Origin of the sequence: Allobosea sp. BH3 (genome assembly GCF_025499465.1) — a bacterium.
Taxonomy (GTDB): Bacteria; Pseudomonadota; Alphaproteobacteria; order Rhizobiales; family Beijerinckiaceae; genus Allobosea.
The window spans coordinates 437,464-456,382 of the sequence record NZ_JAIMCA010000006.1; the positions used below are offsets into that span (position 1 = coordinate 437,464).

The 18,919-nt window shown below is 66.8% G+C and carries 21 protein-coding genes; 7 read left to right on the plus strand and 14 right to left on the minus strand.

Annotation, left to right across the window (positions count from 1 at the left end; genetic code table 11):
- Positions 1-16: 16 nt before the first annotated feature.
- Both BoBH3_RS21735 and BoBH3_RS21740 read left to right on the plus strand, forming a co-directional pair.
- Positions 17-484 (plus strand): hypothetical protein, encoded by a 468-nt coding sequence (locus BoBH3_RS21735; protein ID WP_262332945.1) that lies wholly within the window; start codon positions 17-19, stop codon positions 482-484.
- The gene (locus BoBH3_RS21740; protein WP_262332946.1) at positions 471-848 is read left to right on the plus strand and encodes a hypothetical protein; all 378 of its coding nucleotides are present in this window, start codon (positions 471-473) and stop codon (positions 846-848) included. The genes BoBH3_RS21735 and BoBH3_RS21740 overlap by 14 nt, the downstream gene beginning before the upstream one ends.
- 15 nt (positions 849-863) lie before the next feature.
- Here the strand turns inward: BoBH3_RS21740 and selD are convergent, their stop codons facing one another.
- The 4 genes from selD to BoBH3_RS21760 all read right to left on the minus strand — a co-directional run bounded on the left by selD (position 864) and on the right by BoBH3_RS21760 (position 4,699).
- The gene (gene selD, locus BoBH3_RS21745; protein ID WP_262332947.1) at positions 864-1,940 is read right to left on the minus strand and encodes a selenide, water dikinase SelD; all 1,077 of its coding nucleotides are present in this window, start codon (positions 1,938-1,940) and stop codon (positions 864-866) included.
- A 41-nt stretch (positions 1,941-1,981) separates the two neighbouring features.
- Positions 1,982-3,079 (minus strand): transglutaminase-like domain-containing protein, encoded by a 1,098-nt coding sequence (locus BoBH3_RS21750; RefSeq protein ID WP_262332948.1) that lies wholly within the window; start codon positions 3,077-3,079, stop codon positions 1,982-1,984.
- A complete protein-coding gene (locus BoBH3_RS21755; protein ID WP_262332949.1) occupies positions 3,076-3,552 on the minus strand; it encodes a TlpA family protein disulfide reductase in 477 nt (158 codons plus the stop codon). Before BoBH3_RS21755 ends, BoBH3_RS21750 begins: the two co-directional genes overlap by 4 nt.
- A gap of 247 nt (positions 3,553-3,799) precedes the next feature.
- Positions 3,800-4,699 (minus strand): LysR family transcriptional regulator, encoded by a 900-nt coding sequence (locus BoBH3_RS21760; protein ID WP_262332950.1) that lies wholly within the window; start codon positions 4,697-4,699, stop codon positions 3,800-3,802.
- 114 nt (positions 4,700-4,813) lie between these two features.
- On the opposite strand from BoBH3_RS21760, the gene BoBH3_RS21765 reads away from it, so the two are divergent.
- Positions 4,814-5,656 (plus strand): oxidoreductase, encoded by an 843-nt coding sequence (locus BoBH3_RS21765; RefSeq protein ID WP_262332951.1) that lies wholly within the window; start codon positions 4,814-4,816, stop codon positions 5,654-5,656.
- A gap of 69 nt (positions 5,657-5,725) precedes the next feature.
- Entirely contained in the window at positions 5,726-6,139 is a 414-nt protein-coding gene (locus tag BoBH3_RS21770; protein WP_262332952.1) for a hypothetical protein, read from the plus strand.
- Between the two features lie 90 nt (positions 6,140-6,229).
- On the opposite strand, the gene BoBH3_RS21775 is transcribed toward BoBH3_RS21770, so the two are convergent.
- The 4 genes from BoBH3_RS21775 to BoBH3_RS21790 all read right to left on the minus strand — a co-directional run bounded on the left by BoBH3_RS21775 (position 6,230) and on the right by BoBH3_RS21790 (position 10,306).
- Entirely contained in the window at positions 6,230-7,060 is an 831-nt protein-coding gene (locus BoBH3_RS21775; protein WP_262332953.1) for an ABC transporter permease, read from the minus strand.
- A 4-nt stretch (positions 7,061-7,064) separates the two neighbouring features.
- Positions 7,065-7,958, minus strand: a complete 894-nt coding sequence (locus BoBH3_RS21780) for an ABC transporter permease (RefSeq protein ID WP_262332954.1) — start codon at positions 7,956-7,958, stop codon at positions 7,065-7,067.
- The gene (locus BoBH3_RS21785) at positions 7,955-9,022 is read right to left on the minus strand and encodes an ABC transporter ATP-binding protein (RefSeq protein WP_262333073.1); all 1,068 of its coding nucleotides are present in this window, start codon (positions 9,020-9,022) and stop codon (positions 7,955-7,957) included. Before BoBH3_RS21785 ends, BoBH3_RS21780 begins: the two co-directional genes overlap by 4 nt.
- A gap of 93 nt (positions 9,023-9,115) precedes the next feature.
- Positions 9,116-10,306 (minus strand): extracellular solute-binding protein, encoded by a 1,191-nt coding sequence (locus BoBH3_RS21790; protein WP_262332955.1) that lies wholly within the window; start codon positions 10,304-10,306, stop codon positions 9,116-9,118.
- A gap of 151 nt (positions 10,307-10,457) precedes the next feature.
- Here BoBH3_RS21790 and BoBH3_RS21795 point away from each other — a divergent pair, with 151 nt between their 5' ends.
- A complete protein-coding gene (locus BoBH3_RS21795; RefSeq protein WP_262332956.1) occupies positions 10,458-11,153 on the plus strand; it encodes a GntR family transcriptional regulator in 696 nt (231 codons plus the stop codon).
- 46 nt (positions 11,154-11,199) lie between these two features.
- On the plus strand, positions 11,200-12,399 hold the full coding sequence (uxuA, locus tag BoBH3_RS21800) for a mannonate dehydratase (protein ID WP_262332957.1): 1,200 nt from the start codon (positions 11,200-11,202) through the stop codon (positions 12,397-12,399).
- Positions 12,400-12,519: 120 nt separating this feature from the next.
- Here the strand turns inward: uxuA and BoBH3_RS21805 are convergent, their stop codons facing one another.
- The 6 genes from BoBH3_RS21805 to BoBH3_RS21830 all read right to left on the minus strand — a co-directional run bounded on the left by BoBH3_RS21805 (position 12,520) and on the right by BoBH3_RS21830 (position 17,262).
- Positions 12,520-13,254 (minus strand): urease accessory protein UreE, encoded by a 735-nt coding sequence (locus tag BoBH3_RS21805; protein WP_316045123.1) that lies wholly within the window; start codon positions 13,252-13,254, stop codon positions 12,520-12,522.
- Between the two features lie 102 nt (positions 13,255-13,356).
- Complete coding sequence (locus BoBH3_RS21810; RefSeq protein ID WP_262332959.1) at positions 13,357-14,394, minus strand: ABC transporter substrate-binding protein; 1,038 nt, start codon at positions 14,392-14,394, stop codon at positions 13,357-13,359.
- 71 nt (positions 14,395-14,465) lie between these two features.
- Positions 14,466-15,347, minus strand: coding sequence for a DUF1003 domain-containing protein (locus BoBH3_RS21815; protein WP_262332960.1), 882 nt, complete (start codon positions 15,345-15,347; stop codon positions 14,466-14,468).
- Between the two features lie 163 nt (positions 15,348-15,510).
- Complete coding sequence (locus BoBH3_RS21820; RefSeq protein WP_262332961.1) at positions 15,511-15,819, minus strand: hypothetical protein; 309 nt, start codon at positions 15,817-15,819, stop codon at positions 15,511-15,513.
- Between the two features lie 88 nt (positions 15,820-15,907).
- On the minus strand, positions 15,908-16,816 hold the full coding sequence (locus BoBH3_RS21825) for a PfkB family carbohydrate kinase (protein WP_262332962.1): 909 nt from the start codon (positions 16,814-16,816) through the stop codon (positions 15,908-15,910).
- Entirely contained in the window at positions 16,813-17,262 is a 450-nt protein-coding gene (locus tag BoBH3_RS21830) for a VOC family protein (protein ID WP_262332963.1), read from the minus strand. Before BoBH3_RS21830 ends, BoBH3_RS21825 begins: the two co-directional genes overlap by 4 nt.
- A gap of 89 nt (positions 17,263-17,351) precedes the next feature.
- Here BoBH3_RS21830 and BoBH3_RS21835 point away from each other — a divergent pair, with 89 nt between their 5' ends.
- The gene (locus BoBH3_RS21835; protein WP_262332964.1) at positions 17,352-18,797 is read left to right on the plus strand and encodes a cation diffusion facilitator family transporter; all 1,446 of its coding nucleotides are present in this window, start codon (positions 17,352-17,354) and stop codon (positions 18,795-18,797) included.
- Positions 18,798-18,919: the final 122 nt, after the last annotated feature.

Here is an 18,919-nt window from a genome sequence, read left to right on the forward strand (position 1 = left end):
CCGAGAGCGCCGAGTCATGACCGAAACCGAGGCCCCCGCCCTCGACCTGATCGCGCGCTTCGAGCAGGCGGCCGAGGAGGCGCACCGGGCTGAGGATGCCTATCGACGTTCGGCGGCCGAGCGGATCGAGGTATTGGCCCGCGAGCGCGCCAATGCCTTCCGCCGGCTCAACCTCGTGCGCTCGGTCACGACCGCGATCGCCGCGGCCGAAGCGCCGGAGCAGGCACCGCTGCGCGCACGCTCCACGGTCGCCGAGGCGCTGGTCTGGGAGGAGATCGGCCCGCGGCAGGCGCTGGTGCTCGATAAGCTGACGCCCGTGTTCGAGGCGATGCAGGCCGAGATGGAGGAGAGCGAGGGCTCGCCCGGCGCAGCCTCGCTTGAGGCCCTGCGCGCCTTCGAGGACTGGTATCGCGCCGAGACCGGCACCGAATTCTATGCGCTGTTCGAGCGCCACATTCCGGAAACGCCGCGTGTCGACTTCTAGGGGACTGGGAACCGATTTCGACCGCTGGCTCGGGAAGATGTTCCGCAAGGGACACTTCACCGCGCTGATCGTGCTGGTCAGGATCGCGGAGCCGAAGGTCGAGCCGCTTCGCTCTACATTCGTCCATGTCGTCGGCGACGAGATCGACTGGGGCGACATCGTGATGATGCTGCGCGGCGCCGGCGTGAACTGGGACGGCGCCGCCTTCTTCCCGACACGCGAAGCGGGCGGGCTGGTCCCGGACGAACTGGCCCGGACACGGTTGCGCGAGCTGGAAGGCGCGCTGCGCGAGGACCGGCTCACCCTGAACAAGGGCGCCTTCTTCGACGTCTGGGGTCGAAATTTGCAGGTTCAGGAGGCGTAAGGAGCCGCTGTCCCGTCAGGCCACGACCACCCTCCCCGGCCCCGCCTCGACAGCGCCGACGATGCGCGCCGACGGGTAACGCGCAGCCTTGATCTGCGCGAGCAGTTCGTCCGCCCTCGCCGCCCTGCAGGAAACCAAGAGCCCGCCCGACGTCTGCGGGTCGGTCAGGAGATGGCGCTGCCAGTCCGGCAGGTTGGCGGGCAGAGCAACGCCCTCGCCATAGCTCGCCCAGTTGCGATGCGAGGCGCCGGTCACGCGCCCTTCCTGCGCGAGCCGCTCGGCCTGCGAGAGGAAAGGCAACCTAGCCAGATCGAGCTTCACCGTCGCGCCCGAGCCGCGCGCCATCTCCAGCCCATGGCCGAGGATGCCGAAGCCGGTGACGTCCGTGATGGCATGGACATCGGCATCCTTGGCGAGGTCGGCGCCGACGCGGTTGAGCAGCGTCACGGAGGCGATCATCTCGTCATAGGCGTCGGCTGAGAGCTGCTCCTTCTTGAAGGCCGCCGAATAGATGCCGACGCCCAGCGCCTTGGTCAGGATCAGCGCGTCTCCGGGCTTGGCCCCGCTGTTGCGCCGGAGGTTCTGCGGCTTGAGCAGGCCGATCACGGCAAGCCCATAGATCGGCTCCGGCGCGTCGATCGAATGGCCGCCGGCGACGGGAATGCCGGCCTCGGCGCAGATCGAGGCGCCGCCCTTCAGGATCTCGCGCGTCACCTCGACCGGCAGCTTGTCGAGCGGCATGCCGAGGATGGCGAGCGCCATGATCGGCTTGCCGCCCATCGCATAGACGTCCGAGATCGCATTGGTCGCGGCGATGCGTCCGAAATCATGCGGATCGTCGACCATAGGCATGAAGAAGTCGGTGGTCGCGACGACGCAGGTCTCGTCGTCCACCTGCCAGACGGCAGCATCGTCACCCGTCTCGGTGCCGACGAGGAGCTGCTTGTAAGGGCCGGCCGCCGGGTGATCCGCCAGCAGCTGCTGCAGCACCGAGGGCGCGAGCTTGCAACCGCAACCACCGCCATGGGCGAGGCTAGTCAGGCGCGGGGCGGCGGCGCGCGGGGGCGCTTCGAGCTCGATGGTGTCGCTCATGGCAGTCGTCTCCTTCAGGCGCGTTTCCGGCCTGAGCCTCGTCAGGCCGTGATCTCGGCCGATTTGATGCTGTACTTGAAGGTGTCGGGGTCGAGGCAGTCCAGCAGCGCGCCGGCTACCTCCGCCTGCGGATACATCAGGAACCCGACCTTGTGCTTCGAGCCCGGCAGCACGACGTCATGCGCGACGTTGTATCCCAGCCAGTTTCCCTCCCAGGCGCCGAACAGCACCTGCCGGGCCGCCACGACCTTGGGATTGTCGACGGTGTTGTTGCCCGGCGGCTCCTCCAGCACGACCTTGCGGACGTCCGCCGGATCGGTCGCGACCCAGCCATAGCCGTCGAGCCAGACTTCGGCCCGGCAATGCTGGGCCTTGGTGACGACCTCGGAACCCGCGCCGAGGCTCTTGTAGCCGAACTTGGAGGGCGCGACGCGCAGGCCGTAGATGTCGCGCGCCGGGATGCCGGCGCTGCGCACGAGCGCGACATAGAGCGCGTTGAGATCGGCGCATTTGCCGCCGAGATTGCCGGTGCGCAGCATGGAGGCGACGTCGCCCGTGCCGCAGCCGCGGGTCTTGGCGTCGCGGAAGGTGTTGGCGACGACCCATTCATAGATCGCGCGGGCCTTGTCGATGTCGCTTGTCTTGCCGGCGGCGGCCTTCTCGGCGGTTTCCTTGACGATGCCGTCGGTCGGCATCAGCTCGGTCGCTTCCAGATAGAGCTTGCGGTCTGCGTCGCCGAGCGCGGGCACGATGCCCTTCGCCGCCAGATCCTCGGCCCGGTCGCGCAGGGCAAAGCTGCTCCGGACTTCGACATAGGGCGCGACTTCACCCTCCTTGAAGGCGACATGGAGCAGCTCGGCGCCGTATTTCGGATCGCGCACGACCTCCGCCAGTGTGGCGTTCGTCTTCCAGTCGTTCTTGCCGGTCTTGATCCACTCCTCCTCCCGCACCGACGGCAGCGGGATCCAGGCCTGGGCCTTGCCGGACGCGGTCAGATCAAGCCGGGTCGTCACCGCGAAATCGCGCCAGGGGCCGGGCTTCGGCGCGAAGGGAGCCTCCTGCGCAAAGGCGAGGCGCGGCGCGGACAGCGCGGCGGCAGCAGCGGCACCGGTCTTCAGCATGTCGCGACGGCTGATCATCTTGGCGTCTCCCCTTTGTCTCGCATTGGTTGAACGGGTGATGCGGCTTGCGGCGAGAGCGCAGCCAGCGCGTTGGTTACTGCCGGGCTTGTCCAGTCGAGCGGCTCCTCGGTCTTCAGGGCGGGCCTCAGCTCGCGATCGAGCACGAAACTCGCCGGCAGGCCCTCGACCTTCCAGGCCTTCATCGTGGCGCGGTCGCGGTCGAGCAGGATCGGAAAAGCCACCGGCCGCGTGCGGAAGAAGGTGCGCAGCCGCGCCTCCACCTCTCCCACATTGACGGCAAGGACCACCGGCGCACCGGCCGAGGCAGCGAATGCATCGAGAGAGGCCATCTCCTCGATGCAGGGCGCGCACCAGGTGGCGAAGAAATGGACGACCACCGGCTGGCCCCGCAATGTAGCGAGATCGACAGGCGGGCCGTCGAGCCTGTCGAGGGCAAGCGGAGGAATCTGGTCGGAAGTCCAAGGCTTCAATGAAACGGGCTTCAATGAATCGGGCTTCAGCGGATCGGCCGCGCCGGGAACGGCCGCGCACAACAGCGCGAGCGCCAGCAGAGGCGCCAGTCCCAACCCCTTCCGGCCGTGGCGGGCCGGGTATGCGCCCCGAAACTCGGGAGCCGTTCGGCTAAGCACGTCCCATCATTTCCACGGCCGCCGGGCACGTCAATATCGACCAAAGGCCGCTCTGCTGATCGTGATCGACCGACGCGCGAGAACAGGACTACGGCGCGACCGACCGCTCGCCGCGCACGAAGTCGACGAAGGCCCGCAGCGTCGAGGGCATCTGCCGCCGGCTCGGGTAGTAGAGGTGGAAACCGGGATAGTAGGGGCACCACTCTTCCAGCACACGGACGAGTCGGCCTTCGGAGACGAGCTCCTCGACCTGCGTCTCGAAGAGATAGGCGACCCCTGCCCCGGCCAGCGCCGCCTGCAGAATATGTCCCTGATCGCTGAGGGTCAGCGGCCCCTGCACCGCGACCTGGAACTCGACGCCGCCGCGCTCGAACTCCCAGTCGTAGAGACGGCCGCTGGCGAAGCGCAGGCGCAGGCAGGGCAATTCCCGCAGCTGCTCCGGCACTGACGGCGTGAAATGGCGGGCGAAGAATTCCGGCGCCGCGACCACCGCCGAGCGCTGGCGAGGGCCGATCGGTACCGCGATCATGTCCTGCGCCACGATCTCGCCGAAGCGCACGCCGGCATCGAAGCCCTCCGAGACCATGTCGACCAGCGCATTGTCGGAGACAATCTCGAGCGTGACCTGCGGATGCTGTTCCAGAAACCGCGTCGCCAGCGGCAGCACCACCATCTGCGTCGCGAGATGCGCCGCGTTCAGGCGCAGGTTTCCGACCGGCCGGTCGCGGTAGCTGTTGAGATCGTCGAGCGCATCCGCGATGTCGCGGAAGGCCGGCTCGATGCGGCCATAGAGCTGCTGGCCTGCCTCTGTCAGCGCGACGCTGCGCGTCGTGCGGTTGACCAGTCTGATTCCGAGCCGTTCCTCCAGCGCCCGCAGACCGTGGCTGACTGCCGAGGGCGTGCAGCCGATCTCGTCGGCCGCACGGCGGAAGCTGCGATGGCGCGCCACAGCCATGAACAGCGAGAGCGACGATTGGTCGATTTGCATTGCTGAACCACACTCATCAAGCTGATGATGATTGATTGGATACTCTCACCGATTGGCGCTGACTAGTCTCCCTTCATCGGCATCGAGGCCGGGACATTCCTGAAGGAGGACATCATGCAGACCTGGTTCATCACTGGCGCTTCCCGCGGTTTCGGCGCCCTCGTCGCCAAGCTCGCTCTCGACAAGGGCGACGCGGTCGTCGCCACCGCCCGCAATCCGCAGAGCGTGGTCGCCACGCTGGGCGAGCATCCGAACCTGCTGGCCGTCGGGCTCGACGTCACCGATGAGGGGCAGGCCCATGAAGCCGCCAAGGCCGCGATCCAGCGCTTCGGCAAGATCGACGTGCTGCTCAACAATGCCGGCTTCGGGCTGCTCGGCGCCGTCGAGGAGGCCACCGCGGCCGAGATCGAGGCGCTCTACCGGACCAACGTCTTCGGCGTGCTCAACGTCATTCGCGCCGTGCTGCCGCATATGCGCCGCGCCCGCAGCGGCCATATCCTGAACGTCTCCTCGATCGGCGGCTATCAGAGTGGCGCGGGCTTCGGCGTCTACTGCTCCACCAAGTTTGCGGTGGAAGGCCTGACCGAAGCGCTGGCCGCGGAACTCGCCCCACTTGGCATCAAGGCGACCGTCGTCGAACCCGGCTATTTCCGCACCGACTTCCTCGATGCCCGCTCGCTCAGCGTCAGCGACGCACGGATCGCCGACTATGCGGAGACTGCCGGGGCCGTCCGCGAGCATGCCGCCGGCCTCAGCCATCGCCAGCCGGGCGACCCGGCCAAGCTCGCCGCCGCGCTGGTCGAGCTGGGCGGTGCCCCGAACGCGCCGCTGCGCATGCCTTACGGCAGCGACACGGTCGCGGCGATCGAGGCCAAGAACGCCTTCGTCGCCAAGGAGCTAGATGCCTGGCGGCAGGTCGCTATCAGCACCGACTTCGACGACGCCCGCGCGGCGTGAAGCCGACCGATGCCGGCGGCGATCCAGCGGATTGCCGCCGCCTTCCCCTTCCGCCCGAGGATAGGGACCATGCTGAACGCCCTCGTCACGCTCCCCCGGAGCCCGGCCCTGCTGCAGATCCTGTCGCTTGGGAATCCCTTCGCGCGCTGCAGGTCTCAAACCCGCTATGCCATCGCGCCGAGCGCTTTCGGCCTCGTGCTTTTCGCCATCTCGCACGGCCGCATCGTCAGCATCGAGCTTGGCCGCGACGCGCAAGAGCTGATCGACGGCTTCAGGCGCAGCTTCCCTCATGCACGCGAGGCCAAAGGCGATGGAGCCTTCTGGGAATCCGGGATCGAGGTGCTGCGCGCGATCGAGACGGTCGAGCTGGGCGGAGGGCTCGACCCTGCCGACACCGGCAGCGGCTTCGCGATGGGGGTCCGCAGCCTGCTCCATGCCCGAGAGGGACAACCGCTGCGCTATGTCGGCGCAACCGTTCACTGACGAAGGCTTCCACATGAAAACACCCCGCCGTTCGCAGAACGGCGGGGTGTTTTGTCGATTGGAGCAGAGCCGAGAGGCTCCCGCTTTTTGCTACTTCTTCGCCCGCGCGACGATCTGCGTGGGGTTGACGAAGCGCAGCGCGATGACGAGCCAGATCAGCGTCGTGGCCATGTAGATCACCGCCATGGCGTCGATCGACTGCACGGCGCGCACGCCGGCGGCGAAGACCGCATAGTAGAGCGCGACTACGAGCGTCTGGCTGGTCGGGCCTGCCGTCAGGAAGGTCAGCTCGAACATGGCCAGCGTGCGCACCAGCACCAGCAGGAGTGCCGCCAGGATGCCCGGCGCCAGCAGCGGCAGCAGGACGTGGATGAACAGCTGGAAGGTGTTCGCCCCGAAGACCCGCGCCGCCGATTCGATCTTGGTGTCGATCTGCTCGATGAAGGGGATCATCACCAGGATGACGAAGGGCACGGTCGGCACCAGATTGGCGAGCACCACGCCCGACATCGAGCCGGCGAAGCCGGTCTGGTAGAGCACCGTCGCCAGCGGGATGCCGAAGGTGATCGGCGGCACCAGCAACGGCAGCAGGAAGAGCAGCATGATCAGCTTCTTGCCCGGGAAATCCCGCCGCGCCAGCGCATAGGCCGCAGGCACGCCGATCAGCCCCGACAGAAACACCACCAGGAACGCGATCTGGAAGGTGACGAACAGGACGTCGTAGAGCTGGAATTCCGCCCAGGCGGCCGAATACCAGCGCGTCGTCCAGCCGGCCGGCAGCCAGGTGCCAAGCCAGCGCGTCGAGAAGGAGGAGACCACCACCGTCGCGATCATCGCGAGGAGGTTGACGACGAAGAAGCCGATCAGCGCCCAGTTGGCGGCCGCCCAGAGCTTCGTCGAGAGACGAGTGTCCTTGACCATCGGATCAGCCCTTTCCGCCGCCGGCAGGGCCGCGATAAAACAGGCCGCGCACGCCCAGCACGAGGACGACGATCGTGAGCTGGACGACGCCCATGATCATCGCCACGGCCGAGGCCATGGAGTAGTCGTATTCCTCGAAGGCCGCCTGATAGGCCGCGATCGAGATGACGCGGGTCGGCCCCGAGGGCGCTCCGAGCAGCACCGCCGAGGGGAACACCGAGAAGGCCTGCACGAAGCTGAGGCAGAAGGTGATCGCGAGCCCCGGCAGCAGCAGCGGCAGCAAGATGTGCTTGAAGCGATCCCAAGGGCCCGCCCCCAGCGTCGCGCCCGCCTGCTCCAGCGCCGGATCGATGCCCGAGAGATAGGATAGCGTCAGCAGGAAGGTGAAGGGGAAGCCGGTGATGACCAGCGAGAGCATCACGCCCCAGTAATTGTGCAGCAGCTTCACCGGCGAGGAGATGATGCCGAAGGTCATCAGCGTCCGGTTGAACCAGCCCTGCGGGCCGAGATAGTTCAGCAGGCCTTCCGCCACGAGCACGGTCCCGAGCGTGATCGGAACGACCAGGATCGTGGTCAGCAGCCGCTGGTTCTTCATCAGCCGGACGCGGAAGGCGATCGGGATCGCCAGCACCAGCGTCGCGATCGTCACCGGCAGCGCGAGCCAGAGCGTCGTCCCGATCGTCCCGTAGAGGAAGGAATCGGAGAAGAAGCGCTGGTAGTTGGCGAAGATGCCGCCCTGCTTCGGCTCGAAGGAGAGCACGAGCCCATAGAGGAACGGGTAAATGAACAAGGCCAGCAGGAAGAGGATCGCCGGCAGGCACAGCAGCGTCAGGCCATCATAGCCGCGCGCCGCCAGCCGCTGCTTCAGCGGAATGGAGGACAGGTCCGCGCTGCTCATGCCACGGCCCCATAGACGAGGACGCGGTCGGCCTCGGCGGCGAGCGTGACCGCTTCGCCCGGCGACAGCTTGTCATGGGCGAGGAACGAGAGGTCCGTGCCGTCCGCCATGCGGGCGAAGCCGACGAACTCGCGGCCGCGGAACTCGGTCGAGACGACCTGGGCCTTGAGGCCGGGCTGGCTGCCCGCGACGGGGTGCAGATCCTCCGGGCGGATGGCGATGAAGCCCTCGGCGCCGGCCGAGAGAGCCTCGCGCGCCCGGCCGGATATCTCGGCATCGCCCACCGCGACGGACGCCTTGCCGTCGGCAACGGAAGCGACCTTGCCCTTGACCTTGTTGCGGAAGCCCATGAACTCGGCGACGTCGAGATGGTCCGGCCGCAGGAAGAGGTCCTCCGGCGAGCCGACCTGCCGGACCTGCCCGTCCCGCAGCACGACGATGCGGTCGGCGAGCGAGAGCGCCTCCTCCTGATCGTGGGTGACGTAGATGGTGGTGGCGCCGAGCGTGTTGTGGATGCGGCGGATTTCGGCGCGCATCTCGAGGCGCAGCTTGGCGTCGAGGTTCGAGAGCGGCTCGTCCATCAGCACCAGCGGCGGCTCGACCACGATGGCGCGCGCGATGGCGACACGCTGCTGCTGGCCGCCGGAGAGCTGGCCGGGCAGCTTCTCGGTCTGGCCCTGCAGGCGGACCAGCGCGGCGGCCTCGGCCACGCGCTTGTCGATCTCGGCCCTGGGCACGCCGCGCATCTTGAGGCCGAAGCCGATGTTCTTGTTCACCGACATGTGCGGGAACAGCGCATAGTTCTGGAAGACCATGCCGAAGCCGCGCTCTTCCGGCCGCAGCGGGTCGATGCGCTTGTCGTCGAGCCAGATGCCGCCGCCGGTCGCGGGCAGCAGGCCCGCGATCAGGTTCAGCGTCGTCGACTTGCCGCAGCCGGACGGGCCGAGCAGCGCGATGAACTCGCCCTGCTTGATCGTCAATGAGACGTCCTTGAGCGCATTGTGAGTGCCGAAGTCACGGCTCAGGCGATCGAGCCGAAGCTCGCTGAACGAAGCTGCGTTGATGGTCATGGCATCCGGTTCTGGGTCGTTGTCGAATAAGGGCGGCGGCGGGCCGGAGGGACATAGCCCAGGCCCGTCGCCGTCTCCAGCTTGCTGTTACTTTCTCTTGGCGCCGCCGACCGTCTCGTCCCAGATCCGGAAGGCGATGACCATCTTGTCCGGGGTGAGCGGCGTTTCCATCGGGTTCTCGGCGATGAGCTTGTCGTATTCCGGCCGGCCGTATTCTGCGATGGCCTTCTGGCTGGAGGCCGGCGCCATCGAGAGCGGAACGTCCTTCACGGCCGGACCCGGATAGAAGTAACCCTCATCATAGGTGTAGGCCTGCTGCTCGGGCGTCAGCATGTGGCGGATCAGATCGAGCAGCACGTTGAGCTTCTCGTCCGATACGCCCTTCGGGATCATCATGTACTGGGCATCGGTGACCCAGTGGAAGCCCTTCAGCGTCTGGATCTTGGCTTCCTTCGGGACGATGCCGAGCACGCGCGGATTGATGTCCCAGCCCGTGGTGCTGACGATGATGTCACGCGAGCCGTCGCCGAGCTCCTTCATCGTCTGGCCGGTGCCAGCGGGATAATACTCGACGTTCTCGCCGAGCTCCTTGAGATAGGCCCAGGTCTTGTCCCAGCCCTTCTCAGGGTCCTTCGGGTCCTTGTCGCCGAGGAGATAGGGCAGGCCCATGATCCAGGTGCGGCCGGGGCCGGAATTGGCCGGGCGCCCGTAGAAGAAGCGGTTCTTGTTCTGCTTGCTCCAGGCGAGGAGTTCCTCGGCCGTGGTCGGCACCTGCTTGACGCGGTCCGGCATGTATTCGAGCAGCGGACCGGAAGGATAGTAGACCATCGCCATGGCCTGCCCCTGCCCGAGATTGTGCATGGCGAGCGCGGGCTTGAGATAGATGTCCTCCGGCTTCGGCAGCTCGGCCTGCAGGCGCGGCAGCAGATCAACCCAGAGCTTCTGGTCGATGCCGGCCGAAAGGACGTCCAGGCCGCCGATGACGAGGTCGATATCGAGGCGCCCGGCGTTCTGCTGGGCCTTGATCTTCGAGGGCAGCTCGGGAGCCGGCGCCTTGGTGAAGACCATGCGCGAAGCGGCCTTGGGCTTCATCTTCGGGTAGTTTTCCAGCGGCGTCTGCACGAGGGCCAAAGCCCCGCCGACATCGATCACGCTGATCGTGAGCGGCGATGCCGGCAGCTTGAGCTGCTGCGCAAAGGCGCCGGGCGCATGCGCTGCAACGCCCAGGCCCGCGACGCCGCCGATGAAATGACGCCGGTTAATGCTGTCCTGACCCATGTTTGTCCCTCCAGAGACGCTTTTCGCGTTGTTTTGCTATTGTCCCGGGCCGCCGCCACCGGGACCGGCTTCTCAATCCGTCCGGCCTGTGACATTGACGTCGGACCGGATTAATCGGTATCCTAGTATACTAGTCGACCAGAGCTTGGCAATGGGCACCCCAGCAGCACGGCAGAGCACAGACCAGATCTACCGCGCGCTGCGTGCCGACATTCTAGGCGCGACGCTGCGTCCGGGCGAGGCCATGTCCGAGGCACGGATGGCGGTGCGCTTCGGCGTCAGCCGCACGCCGGTGCGCGAGGCCTTCAAGCGGCTGGTCGAGGACGGATTCCTGTCGGTGGTGCCGCAGGTCGGCACCTTCGTCGCGCCCATCGACATCGTCGCGGTCTATGACAGCCAGTTCGTGCGCGAGACGCTGGAATGCCGCACGGTCGTGCTCGCGGCCCGTCATATCGACAATGCCGGCAAGGCAACGCTGGAGCGGCATGTCCTCCAGCAGGAGAAGGCCCTTTCGACCGGCGACCAGGCGGCCTTCTTCCGGCATGACGACGCCTTCCATGCCGAAATCTCGCGGCTTGCGGGCCATCCCGCCGTCTGGAGCCTGATCGAGAGCGTCAAGGCGCAGCTCGACCGCGTGCGCTGCCTGTCGCTGGAGAGCGCGACATGGCCGGAGATGATCATGCGCGAACATCGCATCATCGCCGAATGCGTGACCAGCGGCAACGAAGCCGCCGCAGAAACGGCGATGCGCGCCCATCTGCGCACGGTCTTCGCCGCGATCGAGAACATCGCACGAAGCCATGTCGATGCCTTCGCCGGCTCGGCCCCACCCATCCGGCTCGACTGACGAACCGGCGATCACTCCAGAAGAAGAACACCAAGGAAACGCGACCATGGAACAATGCTGGCGCTGGTTCGGGCCGGACGATGTCGTGACTCTGGCGCAGGCCAGGCAGGCCGGGGCGACGGGTATCGTCAACGCGCTGCACCAGATTCCCTATGGCGTCGTCTGGAGCGTCGAGGAGATCGAGAAGCGCCAGGCCATCATCCGCTCCGACACGAGCCTCGGGCTGGAATGGCGGGTGGTCGAGAGCCTGCCCATCCATGAGAGTGTCAAGATCGGCGAAGGCGACCTCGAAACGATCTTCGCTAACTACCGGCAGTCGATGCGCAACCTCGCGGCCTGCGGCCTCAAGGTGATCTGCTACAATTTCATGCCGGTTCTGGACTGGACGCGCACACAGCTCGCCCACAGGCTGCCCGGCGGCGGCACGGCGCTGCGCTTCAACCTGCACGAATACGTCGCGCTCGACCATTTCATGCTGAAACGCAAGGGCGCCGACGAGGGGCACTCCGCAGAAGTGATGGACAAGGCCAAGGCCTGGTTCGACAATTCGACGCAGGCCGACCGCGACCGGCTGCTCGCCAATGTGATGGCGGGGCTGCCCGGCGCCTATGATCGCTACGACCTGCCCGGTCTTGCCCGGATGCTGGAGCGCTATCACGGCATGAGCCATGAGCGCTTGCGTGCCAACCTGAAGCGCTTCCTCGAGGCCGTGATCCCCACGGCCGAGGAGGTCGGCATCCGCATGTGCATCCATCCGGACGACCCGCCGCGCCCGCTCTTCGGACTGCCGCGCATCTGCTCGGACGAGGCGGACATCGCCTGGATCCTCAGTGCGGTAGATTCCCCGTCCAACGGGCTGACGCTGTGCTCGGGCTCGCTCGGCGCCAATCCGAAGAACGACGTGCCGGCGACCGCGCGCCGCTTCGCCGACAAGATCTGGTTCGGGCATCTGCGCAACGTCGCCAAGGACCCGGACGGCTCCTTCATGGAGGCCGAGCATCTCGGCGGCGACACCGACATGGTCGCGCTGGTCGACGCGCTGATGGCAGAGGAGCAGCGGCGCAAGGCCGCCGGCATCCCACATTGGCGCATCCCAATGCGGCCCGACCACGGCCATGAGCTGCTCGACGATGTCGGCAAGGGCAGCTTCCCGGGATACCCGGCCGTCGGGCGCCTGCGGGGACTGGCCGAGCTGCGCGGCGTGATGGCCGCGCTGGCGCAGGTCAAGGGGTATGCTGCGGTTTGACCGCCGACGCCGTCATGCCCGGGCTTGATCCGGGCATCTCGGAAACCAACGCCTTCTCGTCATGAGCTTCTCGGGCCGCCGCCAAGCGGCGCCCGAGAATGAGGGCGCGTCTTGCCCGCCTCAATGATCGTGCGAATGGCCCTTGTGGCCATGGGCTGCGCCGTGGCCGTGGGCATGGTCGTGATGGCCATGCGCGTGGTCGTCATGGGCGTGATCATGGCCGCATCCGCAACCTTCGCCATGGGCATGGGCGTGAGCATGAGCATGGGCGTGAGCATGCCCGTGACCATGGTCGTGATTGTGATGCTCATGGCCGTGATGCTCGTGGCCGTGGTGTTCATGGCCGTGAGCATGATCGTGGTGATGGTCATGGCCGTGATGATCGTGCCCGCAGCCGCAATCATCGCCATGATGATGCACCTCGGCCTCCGGTTGGAACGGGCGCTCGACGGGCGCCATGGCGCAGCCCTGCCCGCGCACCAGTTCCGCAACGGATGGGACGTTGACGACGTAGAGCGCGTCAGCAGTCATCTCGGCCGGGACGTGGTTGCCGCCGAGATGCCAGGCGAGGCGCACCAGCCGCAGCGGGTTCTCGGCTTTGACCTCCAGCAGGCTCTCGGCCGCAGCCTTGACCTGCACGAGCCGGCCATCCTCCAGCTTCAACGCATCGCCATCGTTCAGCACTGTGGGCTTGTCGAGGTCGATGGCGAACTCCAGGCCCCCCGCCGCCTTCACCGACAAGGCGCTGCGGCTGCGATCCTGATGCCCGAGGCCGAGCGTATCGACAACGCGCTCGGCACGGACGGCGGCCTTGCGAACGACGGAGGTGGCGCGAAGCATGTACGATGATCCCATGGCAGGGGCCGGAGCGCGAGGCTCCCGGCCCGATGGCAGCTTAGTAGCACAAAGCGGCGGCCGTGCTACCGGGGTCGCGCGATCGTGGACGCCTCCTCCCGTTCAGCGCGGCAGGGACTTGATCTCCGTGTCGAACTTCTTGAGCAGGCGCGAGCGCTCGGCAGGCGAGCCCCAGCGCGGCGTGTCGTAATCGATCAGCTTCATCTCAGCGAACTTGGGGGCGTCCGGTGACAGAAGAGAATTCTTGTTGGATGGGATCGAGTTGATCTTGAGCTTGGCGTTGATGTTCTGAGCATCGGGCGAGAGCGTGAAATCGACGAATTTCCGCGCGGCTTCCGGATTCTTGCCGCCCTTGATCACCGAGACCGATCCCGTCTCGTAGCCCGTGCCTTCACAAGGGGCGACTGTCTCGATCGGGGCGCCCTGCAGCTTCTGGGTCAGCATGTCGTGAATGAAGGCGATGCCGACGGCCGTCTCGCCCAGCGCGGTCGCCTTGACCGGCGCGATGCCGGATTTGGTGTACTGGCTGATGTTCTTGTGCAAGCCCTTGAGGAACTCGAAGCCCTTCTCCTCGCCGAGGCGCTGCACCGTCGTCGCCAAGAAAACATAAGCTGTGCCGGAGGAACTCGGATCGGCGATCTGGACCTCGTCACGGAACTTGGCATCGAGCAGATCGGCCCAGCACTTCGGCGCCGCCACGCCCTTCTTCTTCAAAACCTCGGTGTTGTATCCGATGCCGAGAGCGCCGAGATAAATGCCGTTGGTGCGGAACTTCGCCTGCTCGGCATGGCGCTGGGCCCAATCATGCAGCTCCGGCAACTTCGGCGACTTGTATTCGTCGAGCAGTCCCTCCTCGGCAGCCTGCAGATGCGGCTCGCCCGGCCCGCCCCACCAGACGTCGCCACGCGGATTGCTCGCCTCGGCCTTGACCTGAGCATAGACCTCGCCGGTGCTCTTGCGGACCATCGAGACCTTGACGCCGGTCGCCTTCTCGAACATGGCCGCGCCCTCGCGGCACTGTTCCTCTAGAATCGAGCAGTAGACGGTGACCTGCCCCTGAGCGAAGGCAGGCTGCACAGTACCGCCGAGCAGCAGACCCGCGCATAGGGCCCCTACAGGCACGAAGCGATTGATGAACATGTCTTCCTCCCGGCTATTTCGTTTGCCGACGAAATGACCGGGGCCCAATCGGAGTGTCAAGGGAGGCTGGGCTAAGCCGTCGTCTCCGGCTCGGTGCTCTGCGCGACGGCAACCTCCGCCGGCACCGTGCGCTTCTTCTTCGTCGCGGGCTTCTTGCGCCGCTTCGGCTTGGGCTTGGGCAGTTGCGCCTCCTGCAGCATCTCGAGCTGGACCTGCTGGATCTCGGCCAGGCGCTGCCATTGCCGCATGATCAGATGGTCCATCTTCTCGTGCAGATGGCGGATCTCGAGCTCGGCCTTGAGGTTGACCTGGTAGTCGTTGAGCGAGCGCAGCCGGTCCTTCGTTTCCTGCCGCTTCTGGCTCATCATGATGATCGGCGCCTGGATTGCCGCGAGGCAGGAGAGCACCAGGTTCAGCAGGATGAAAGGATAGGGATCGAAAGCCTTGGCCGCCATCGCGACGTTGAGAGCCATCCACCCCAGGAGCACGACGAAGAAGCTGATCAGGAAGGCCCAGGAGCCGCCGAAACTCGCCAGATGGTCGGATAGCTTTTCGCCGAGCGTCCGATGCTCCTCGAAATCGTCCTCGACGTTCTCGGCGATGGTCTCCTGCCGGGCGATGCTCTCGGCGACCTCGCGGTCGAGGTCGGAATATTCGCCATGTTCCTCGCGCAGGATCTCCTCGACATAGCGCGTGCGATACCGCGCCAGCTCTTTCACGCTGATCAGCGCATGGTCGGGCAGGTGCGGGAAGTCGGCGCGGATATGGTCGGCCAGCGCCGGCCGCAGCGTGCCGATCTCGATCAGGTTCTTGCGCGCCATCTCCTGGTTGCTGATAGCGCAGACGCCGCGCTTCTTGCTGCCGGAAGCCGAAAGGCCTGCCTCCTCGGCAGGCGGCGGCGAGGCCGCGGGAATCGGCTCGACCGTTGGTGGGGCCTCGTCATTCGTCGTCATGCTTGCCCGTCATCTCCTCGCGGACTCAAGCCCGCAGCAATGGCGATGCCAGCCGCAATGTCGCGGCGGACGGCACCAACGAAATCGCCCGGCGAAGCCTTCGCTTCACCGGGCACAGCTCCATCAATCAGGCGTGCGGCCATCGCCCGCCCGGCGACGCCCGTCAGGCATGCATCTTGTCGTCGGGATCGGAAGCTTCGGCATCGTCCTCGGCATCCTCCTCGTCCTCCTCATCCTCTTCTTCGGCGTCGAGGTCCAGATACTCATAACCGAAAATGATCTCGCCGGTTTCCGGGTCGAAGATGCTCGCCGAGGAATCCTCGAAGGCCTCGATCAGCATTTCCGCATCGTCGGGCCCGTCGACGTCGAAGCGGCGCACCGCGTCCTCGCCTTCGGCCTTGAGGACGAGTTCGATCGCCCAGCCACGCCCATTGGTATCGTAGATGCATTTCAGGCCCTGGATCGGCAGCATGACGCTCTCCTGAGATTGATCCGATGCGCTGTGCGCACCGGACCAGATGCCCGACGCGCGTGACGGGCACGCGACGCCGGCCAGGATCTCAGGAACCGGCCTGCGCGAGAAAGCGCACGACCTCGTCGCGGCCCGGCGCTCCGGCGCGGCCGCCGAAGCGGGTGCATTTGATCGCGGCGGCGGCCGAGGCGAAGCGGATGGCCGCGACCTCGCCCTGCCCTTCCGCCAGCGCCAGCGTGAAGGCACCGTGCCAGACATCGCCAGCGCCGAGCGTGTCCACCGACTCGACCGCAAAGGCGGGGATGTGCCGCACCTCGCCGGCCTCGACATAGAGCACGCCCTGCTTGCCCAGCGTCACCGCAAGCCAGGTCGGGACACCCGCCGCAACCTTGGCGAGGCCAGCGCTCGGGTCCTCCTCGCCGGAGATCTCACGCAAGGCCTGCTGGCTGAAGGCAACATGGCTCGCCGTCCCGACGAGATCGGGATGGGGCGGCCTGCGGTCTCCGTCGAGCACGCCGGGGACACCACCGGCGCGCGCGAGCTTCAGCGCCGCGAGAGCCCCCTCGCCCCAACGCGTGTCGGCCAGCACGGCGCCTGCCCCTTCCGGCAGCTCCCGCGGCAGCCAGCCCGTATCCTCCGGCATCTGCGGATCGGAATAGGAGATCACCATGCGCTCGCCCTGCGCATCGACAAGAATCGCCGAGACCGGCGAGCGCAGGCCTGCGACGCGCCGGGCAAAGCGCGTGTCGACGCCTTCGCCGTTCAACTCGGCGACGATGGCGTCGCCGGTCAGGTCATCGGCGAGCCGCGTCGCCAGCCAGCAGGCGCCGCCGAGGCGCGCGATGGCGACCGAGGCATTGCCGGCACAGCCGCCGCCGACCACGGCGAGATCGCGCGAGCGATATTTCTCGCCGCGGGTCGGCATGGTCTCGACGCTGTAGACGTAGTCGAGCGTCGCGATGCCGAGGCAGAAGACCCCGGGGCGGGCTTCGCTCACCAGACGCCCGTGTTCGGCATGCTCAGCCACGGCTCCGCCGGCGCCTTCGGCTCGCCCTTCTGGAGCAGCTCGATCGAGATGTTGTCGGGCGAGCGGATGAACGCCATGTTGCCGTCGCGCGGCGGGCGGTTGATGGTGATGCCGGCCTTCATCAGCTTGTCGCAGGTCGCGTAGATATCGTCGACCTCATAGGCGAGGTGGCCGAAATTGCGCCCGCCGGTGTAGGTTTCCGGGTCCCAGTTATAGGTCAGCTCAAGCGTCGGAGCGCCGCGCGAGCCGCCGGCACGGGCCGCGTCGAGATCGTCGGTCGACGCGAGGAAGACCAGGGTGAAGCGGCCCTTCTCGCTCTCGATGCGGCGGGTTTCGACCATCCCGAACTTGTTGACGTAGAAATCCAGCGCCTGATCCAGGTCGGTCACGCGCACCATGGTGTGGAGATAACGCATCGCAATTCCTCGTTGAGCGGGGACAGGGTTGATCCGCCACTTAAATCAGGCAAGAGCATCGCTCCAAGACAGCCTTATCAGGACGAGCCATGACCGCAACGCAAGACGGGCCCGTGACGGCACCGGCCGTGCGCGCCACGCCGGCCCAGATCGCACAGATCAAGCAGCGCGCCGCCATCCTCTCGGTGATGGCGACGATCCTGCTGACCGGGGCGAAGATCGTCGGCGCCATCGTGTCCGGCTCACTCGCCCTGCTGACCGACGCGCTGCAGGGGCTGGTCGATGTCGGCTCGACGCTGTTCACCTGGTTCGCGGTGCGCGCCTCCGACAAGCCGGCCGATGACGAGCACCATTACGGCCATGGCAAGGTCGAGGCGCTGGCGGCGCTGGTCGAGACCGCGATCCTGTTCACGCTCGCCGGCGCGATCCTCTGGGAAGCCGGCAATCGGCTCTGGAACAGCATCGTCGAGCATGTCTCGGTCACCCCGCTGGTCATCGGCGTCATGCTGCTCTCGATGATCGTGGACGCCATACGTTGGCGCTCCCTGACCAAGGTCGCGAAGGAGACCGGCAGCGAGGCGCTGGCCGGTGAGGCCACGCATTTCTCGGCGGATTTCGTCGGCTCGGCCCTGGTTCTGGTCGGGCTCATCGGCGTCTGGAAGGGCTTCGAGCGGGCTGACACGATCGCCGCCTTCGCCATCGCCGCCTATACGGCCTTCTCAGCCTACCGGCTGGCCCGGCGCGTGCTGGATACGCTGATGGACGCCGCGCCCATAGGGGTGAGCGAGAAGCTGCGCGAGGCTGCGGAGTCTGTCCCGGGCGTCGTCGGGATCAACTGGCTGCGCGTCCGACCGGCGGGCGGGCGCGTCCATGGCGAACTCGGCATTAGCGTCTCGCGGACACTGCCGCTCGAGCGCGTGACCGCGATCAAGGCCGAGTTGGCCGCCGCGCTGCTCAAGGCCGAGCCCGACGCCGACATCACCATCACGGCCGACCCGGTGGCGGTCAACGACGAGACGGCGCTGGAGCGGGTGCTGCTGATCGCGCTCAAGCTCAGGATCCCGGTGCATCACGTCACCGTCCACTCGATCGGCGACAAGCTCTCGGTCAGCCTCGACATGGAGGTCGATGCCGAGTTGCCTCTGGGCGAGGCGCACGAGATCGCGACGCGGCTCGAAAGCGCGATCCGCGCCGAGTTCGGCGGCGAAACCGAGGTCGAGACCCATATCGAGCCGATGGAGATCGGCCAGCCCCACGGCCACAACGCCGCCTGGGAGACGGTCGAGGACATCGGCAAGGCACTGGCCGGCGAAGCCGCCAAGCTGAACGGCCCGATCCACGACATCCACAGCGTGCGCGTGCGCCAGACAGCCAAGGGGCTGGTGGTGAACTACCATTGCCGGGTGGATCCTGCGCTCGACGTCGCGGCGGTGCATGCCGCCGTCGACGCGATCGAGCGGGCGGTCCGCATCGCCCGGCCGCAGGTCTGCCGGCTGGTCAGCCACGCCGAGCCGGCGGTTTCGTCGGTCGCGTGAAGCCGCCATGCGATCATTCTCGGGCGTAGCGAAGCGCAGACCCGTGAAACTCTGGCCGGATGGGGCGTGCGGAGCCTCTTCCGGCACGAGATGTTCGGGTCAGGCCCGAGCATGACGGCTGT

Excerpts from the sequence above, each read along its gene's own strand:
- BoBH3_RS21750 (WP_262332948.1), bottom strand. The coding sequence starts at position 3,079 with ATGATCAGCCGTCGCGACATGCTGAAGACCGGTGCCGCTGCTGCCGCC.
- BoBH3_RS21820 (WP_262332961.1), bottom strand. The coding sequence starts at position 15,819 with ATGCTGCCGATCCAGGGCCTGAAATGCATCTACGATACCAATGGGCGT.
- BoBH3_RS21830 (WP_262332963.1), bottom strand. The coding sequence starts at position 17,262 with ATGCGTTATCTCCACACCATGGTGCGCGTGACCGACCTGGATCAGGCG.
- uxuA (WP_262332957.1), top strand. The coding sequence starts at position 11,200 with ATGGAACAATGCTGGCGCTGGTTCGGGCCGGACGATGTCGTGACTCTG.
- selD (WP_262332947.1), bottom strand. The coding sequence starts at position 1,940 with ATGAGCGACACCATCGAGCTCGAAGCGCCCCCGCGCGCCGCCGCCCCG.
- BoBH3_RS21805 (WP_316045123.1), bottom strand. The coding sequence starts at position 13,254 with ATGGGATCATCGTACATGCTTCGCGCCACCTCCGTCGTTCGCAAGGCC.
- BoBH3_RS21815 (WP_262332960.1), bottom strand. The coding sequence starts at position 15,347 with ATGACGACGAATGACGAGGCCCCACCAACGGTCGAGCCGATTCCCGCG.
- BoBH3_RS21735 (WP_262332945.1), top strand. The coding sequence starts at position 17 with ATGACCGAAACCGAGGCCCCCGCCCTCGACCTGATCGCGCGCTTCGAG.
- BoBH3_RS21775 (WP_262332953.1), bottom strand. The coding sequence starts at position 7,060 with ATGGTCAAGGACACTCGTCTCTCGACGAAGCTCTGGGCGGCCGCCAAC.
- BoBH3_RS21765 (WP_262332951.1), top strand. The coding sequence starts at position 4,814 with ATGCAGACCTGGTTCATCACTGGCGCTTCCCGCGGTTTCGGCGCCCTC.
- BoBH3_RS21795 (WP_262332956.1), top strand. The coding sequence starts at position 10,458 with ATGGGCACCCCAGCAGCACGGCAGAGCACAGACCAGATCTACCGCGCG.
- BoBH3_RS21780 (WP_262332954.1), bottom strand. The coding sequence starts at position 7,958 with ATGAGCAGCGCGGACCTGTCCTCCATTCCGCTGAAGCAGCGGCTGGCG.
- BoBH3_RS21835 (WP_262332964.1), top strand. The coding sequence starts at position 17,352 with ATGACCGCAACGCAAGACGGGCCCGTGACGGCACCGGCCGTGCGCGCC.
- BoBH3_RS21810 (WP_262332959.1), bottom strand. The coding sequence starts at position 14,394 with ATGTTCATCAATCGCTTCGTGCCTGTAGGGGCCCTATGCGCGGGTCTG.
- BoBH3_RS21790 (WP_262332955.1), bottom strand. The coding sequence starts at position 10,306 with ATGGGTCAGGACAGCATTAACCGGCGTCATTTCATCGGCGGCGTCGCG.
- BoBH3_RS21770 (WP_262332952.1), top strand. The coding sequence starts at position 5,726 with ATGCTGAACGCCCTCGTCACGCTCCCCCGGAGCCCGGCCCTGCTGCAG.
- BoBH3_RS21760 (WP_262332950.1), bottom strand. The coding sequence starts at position 4,699 with ATGCAAATCGACCAATCGTCGCTCTCGCTGTTCATGGCTGTGGCGCGC.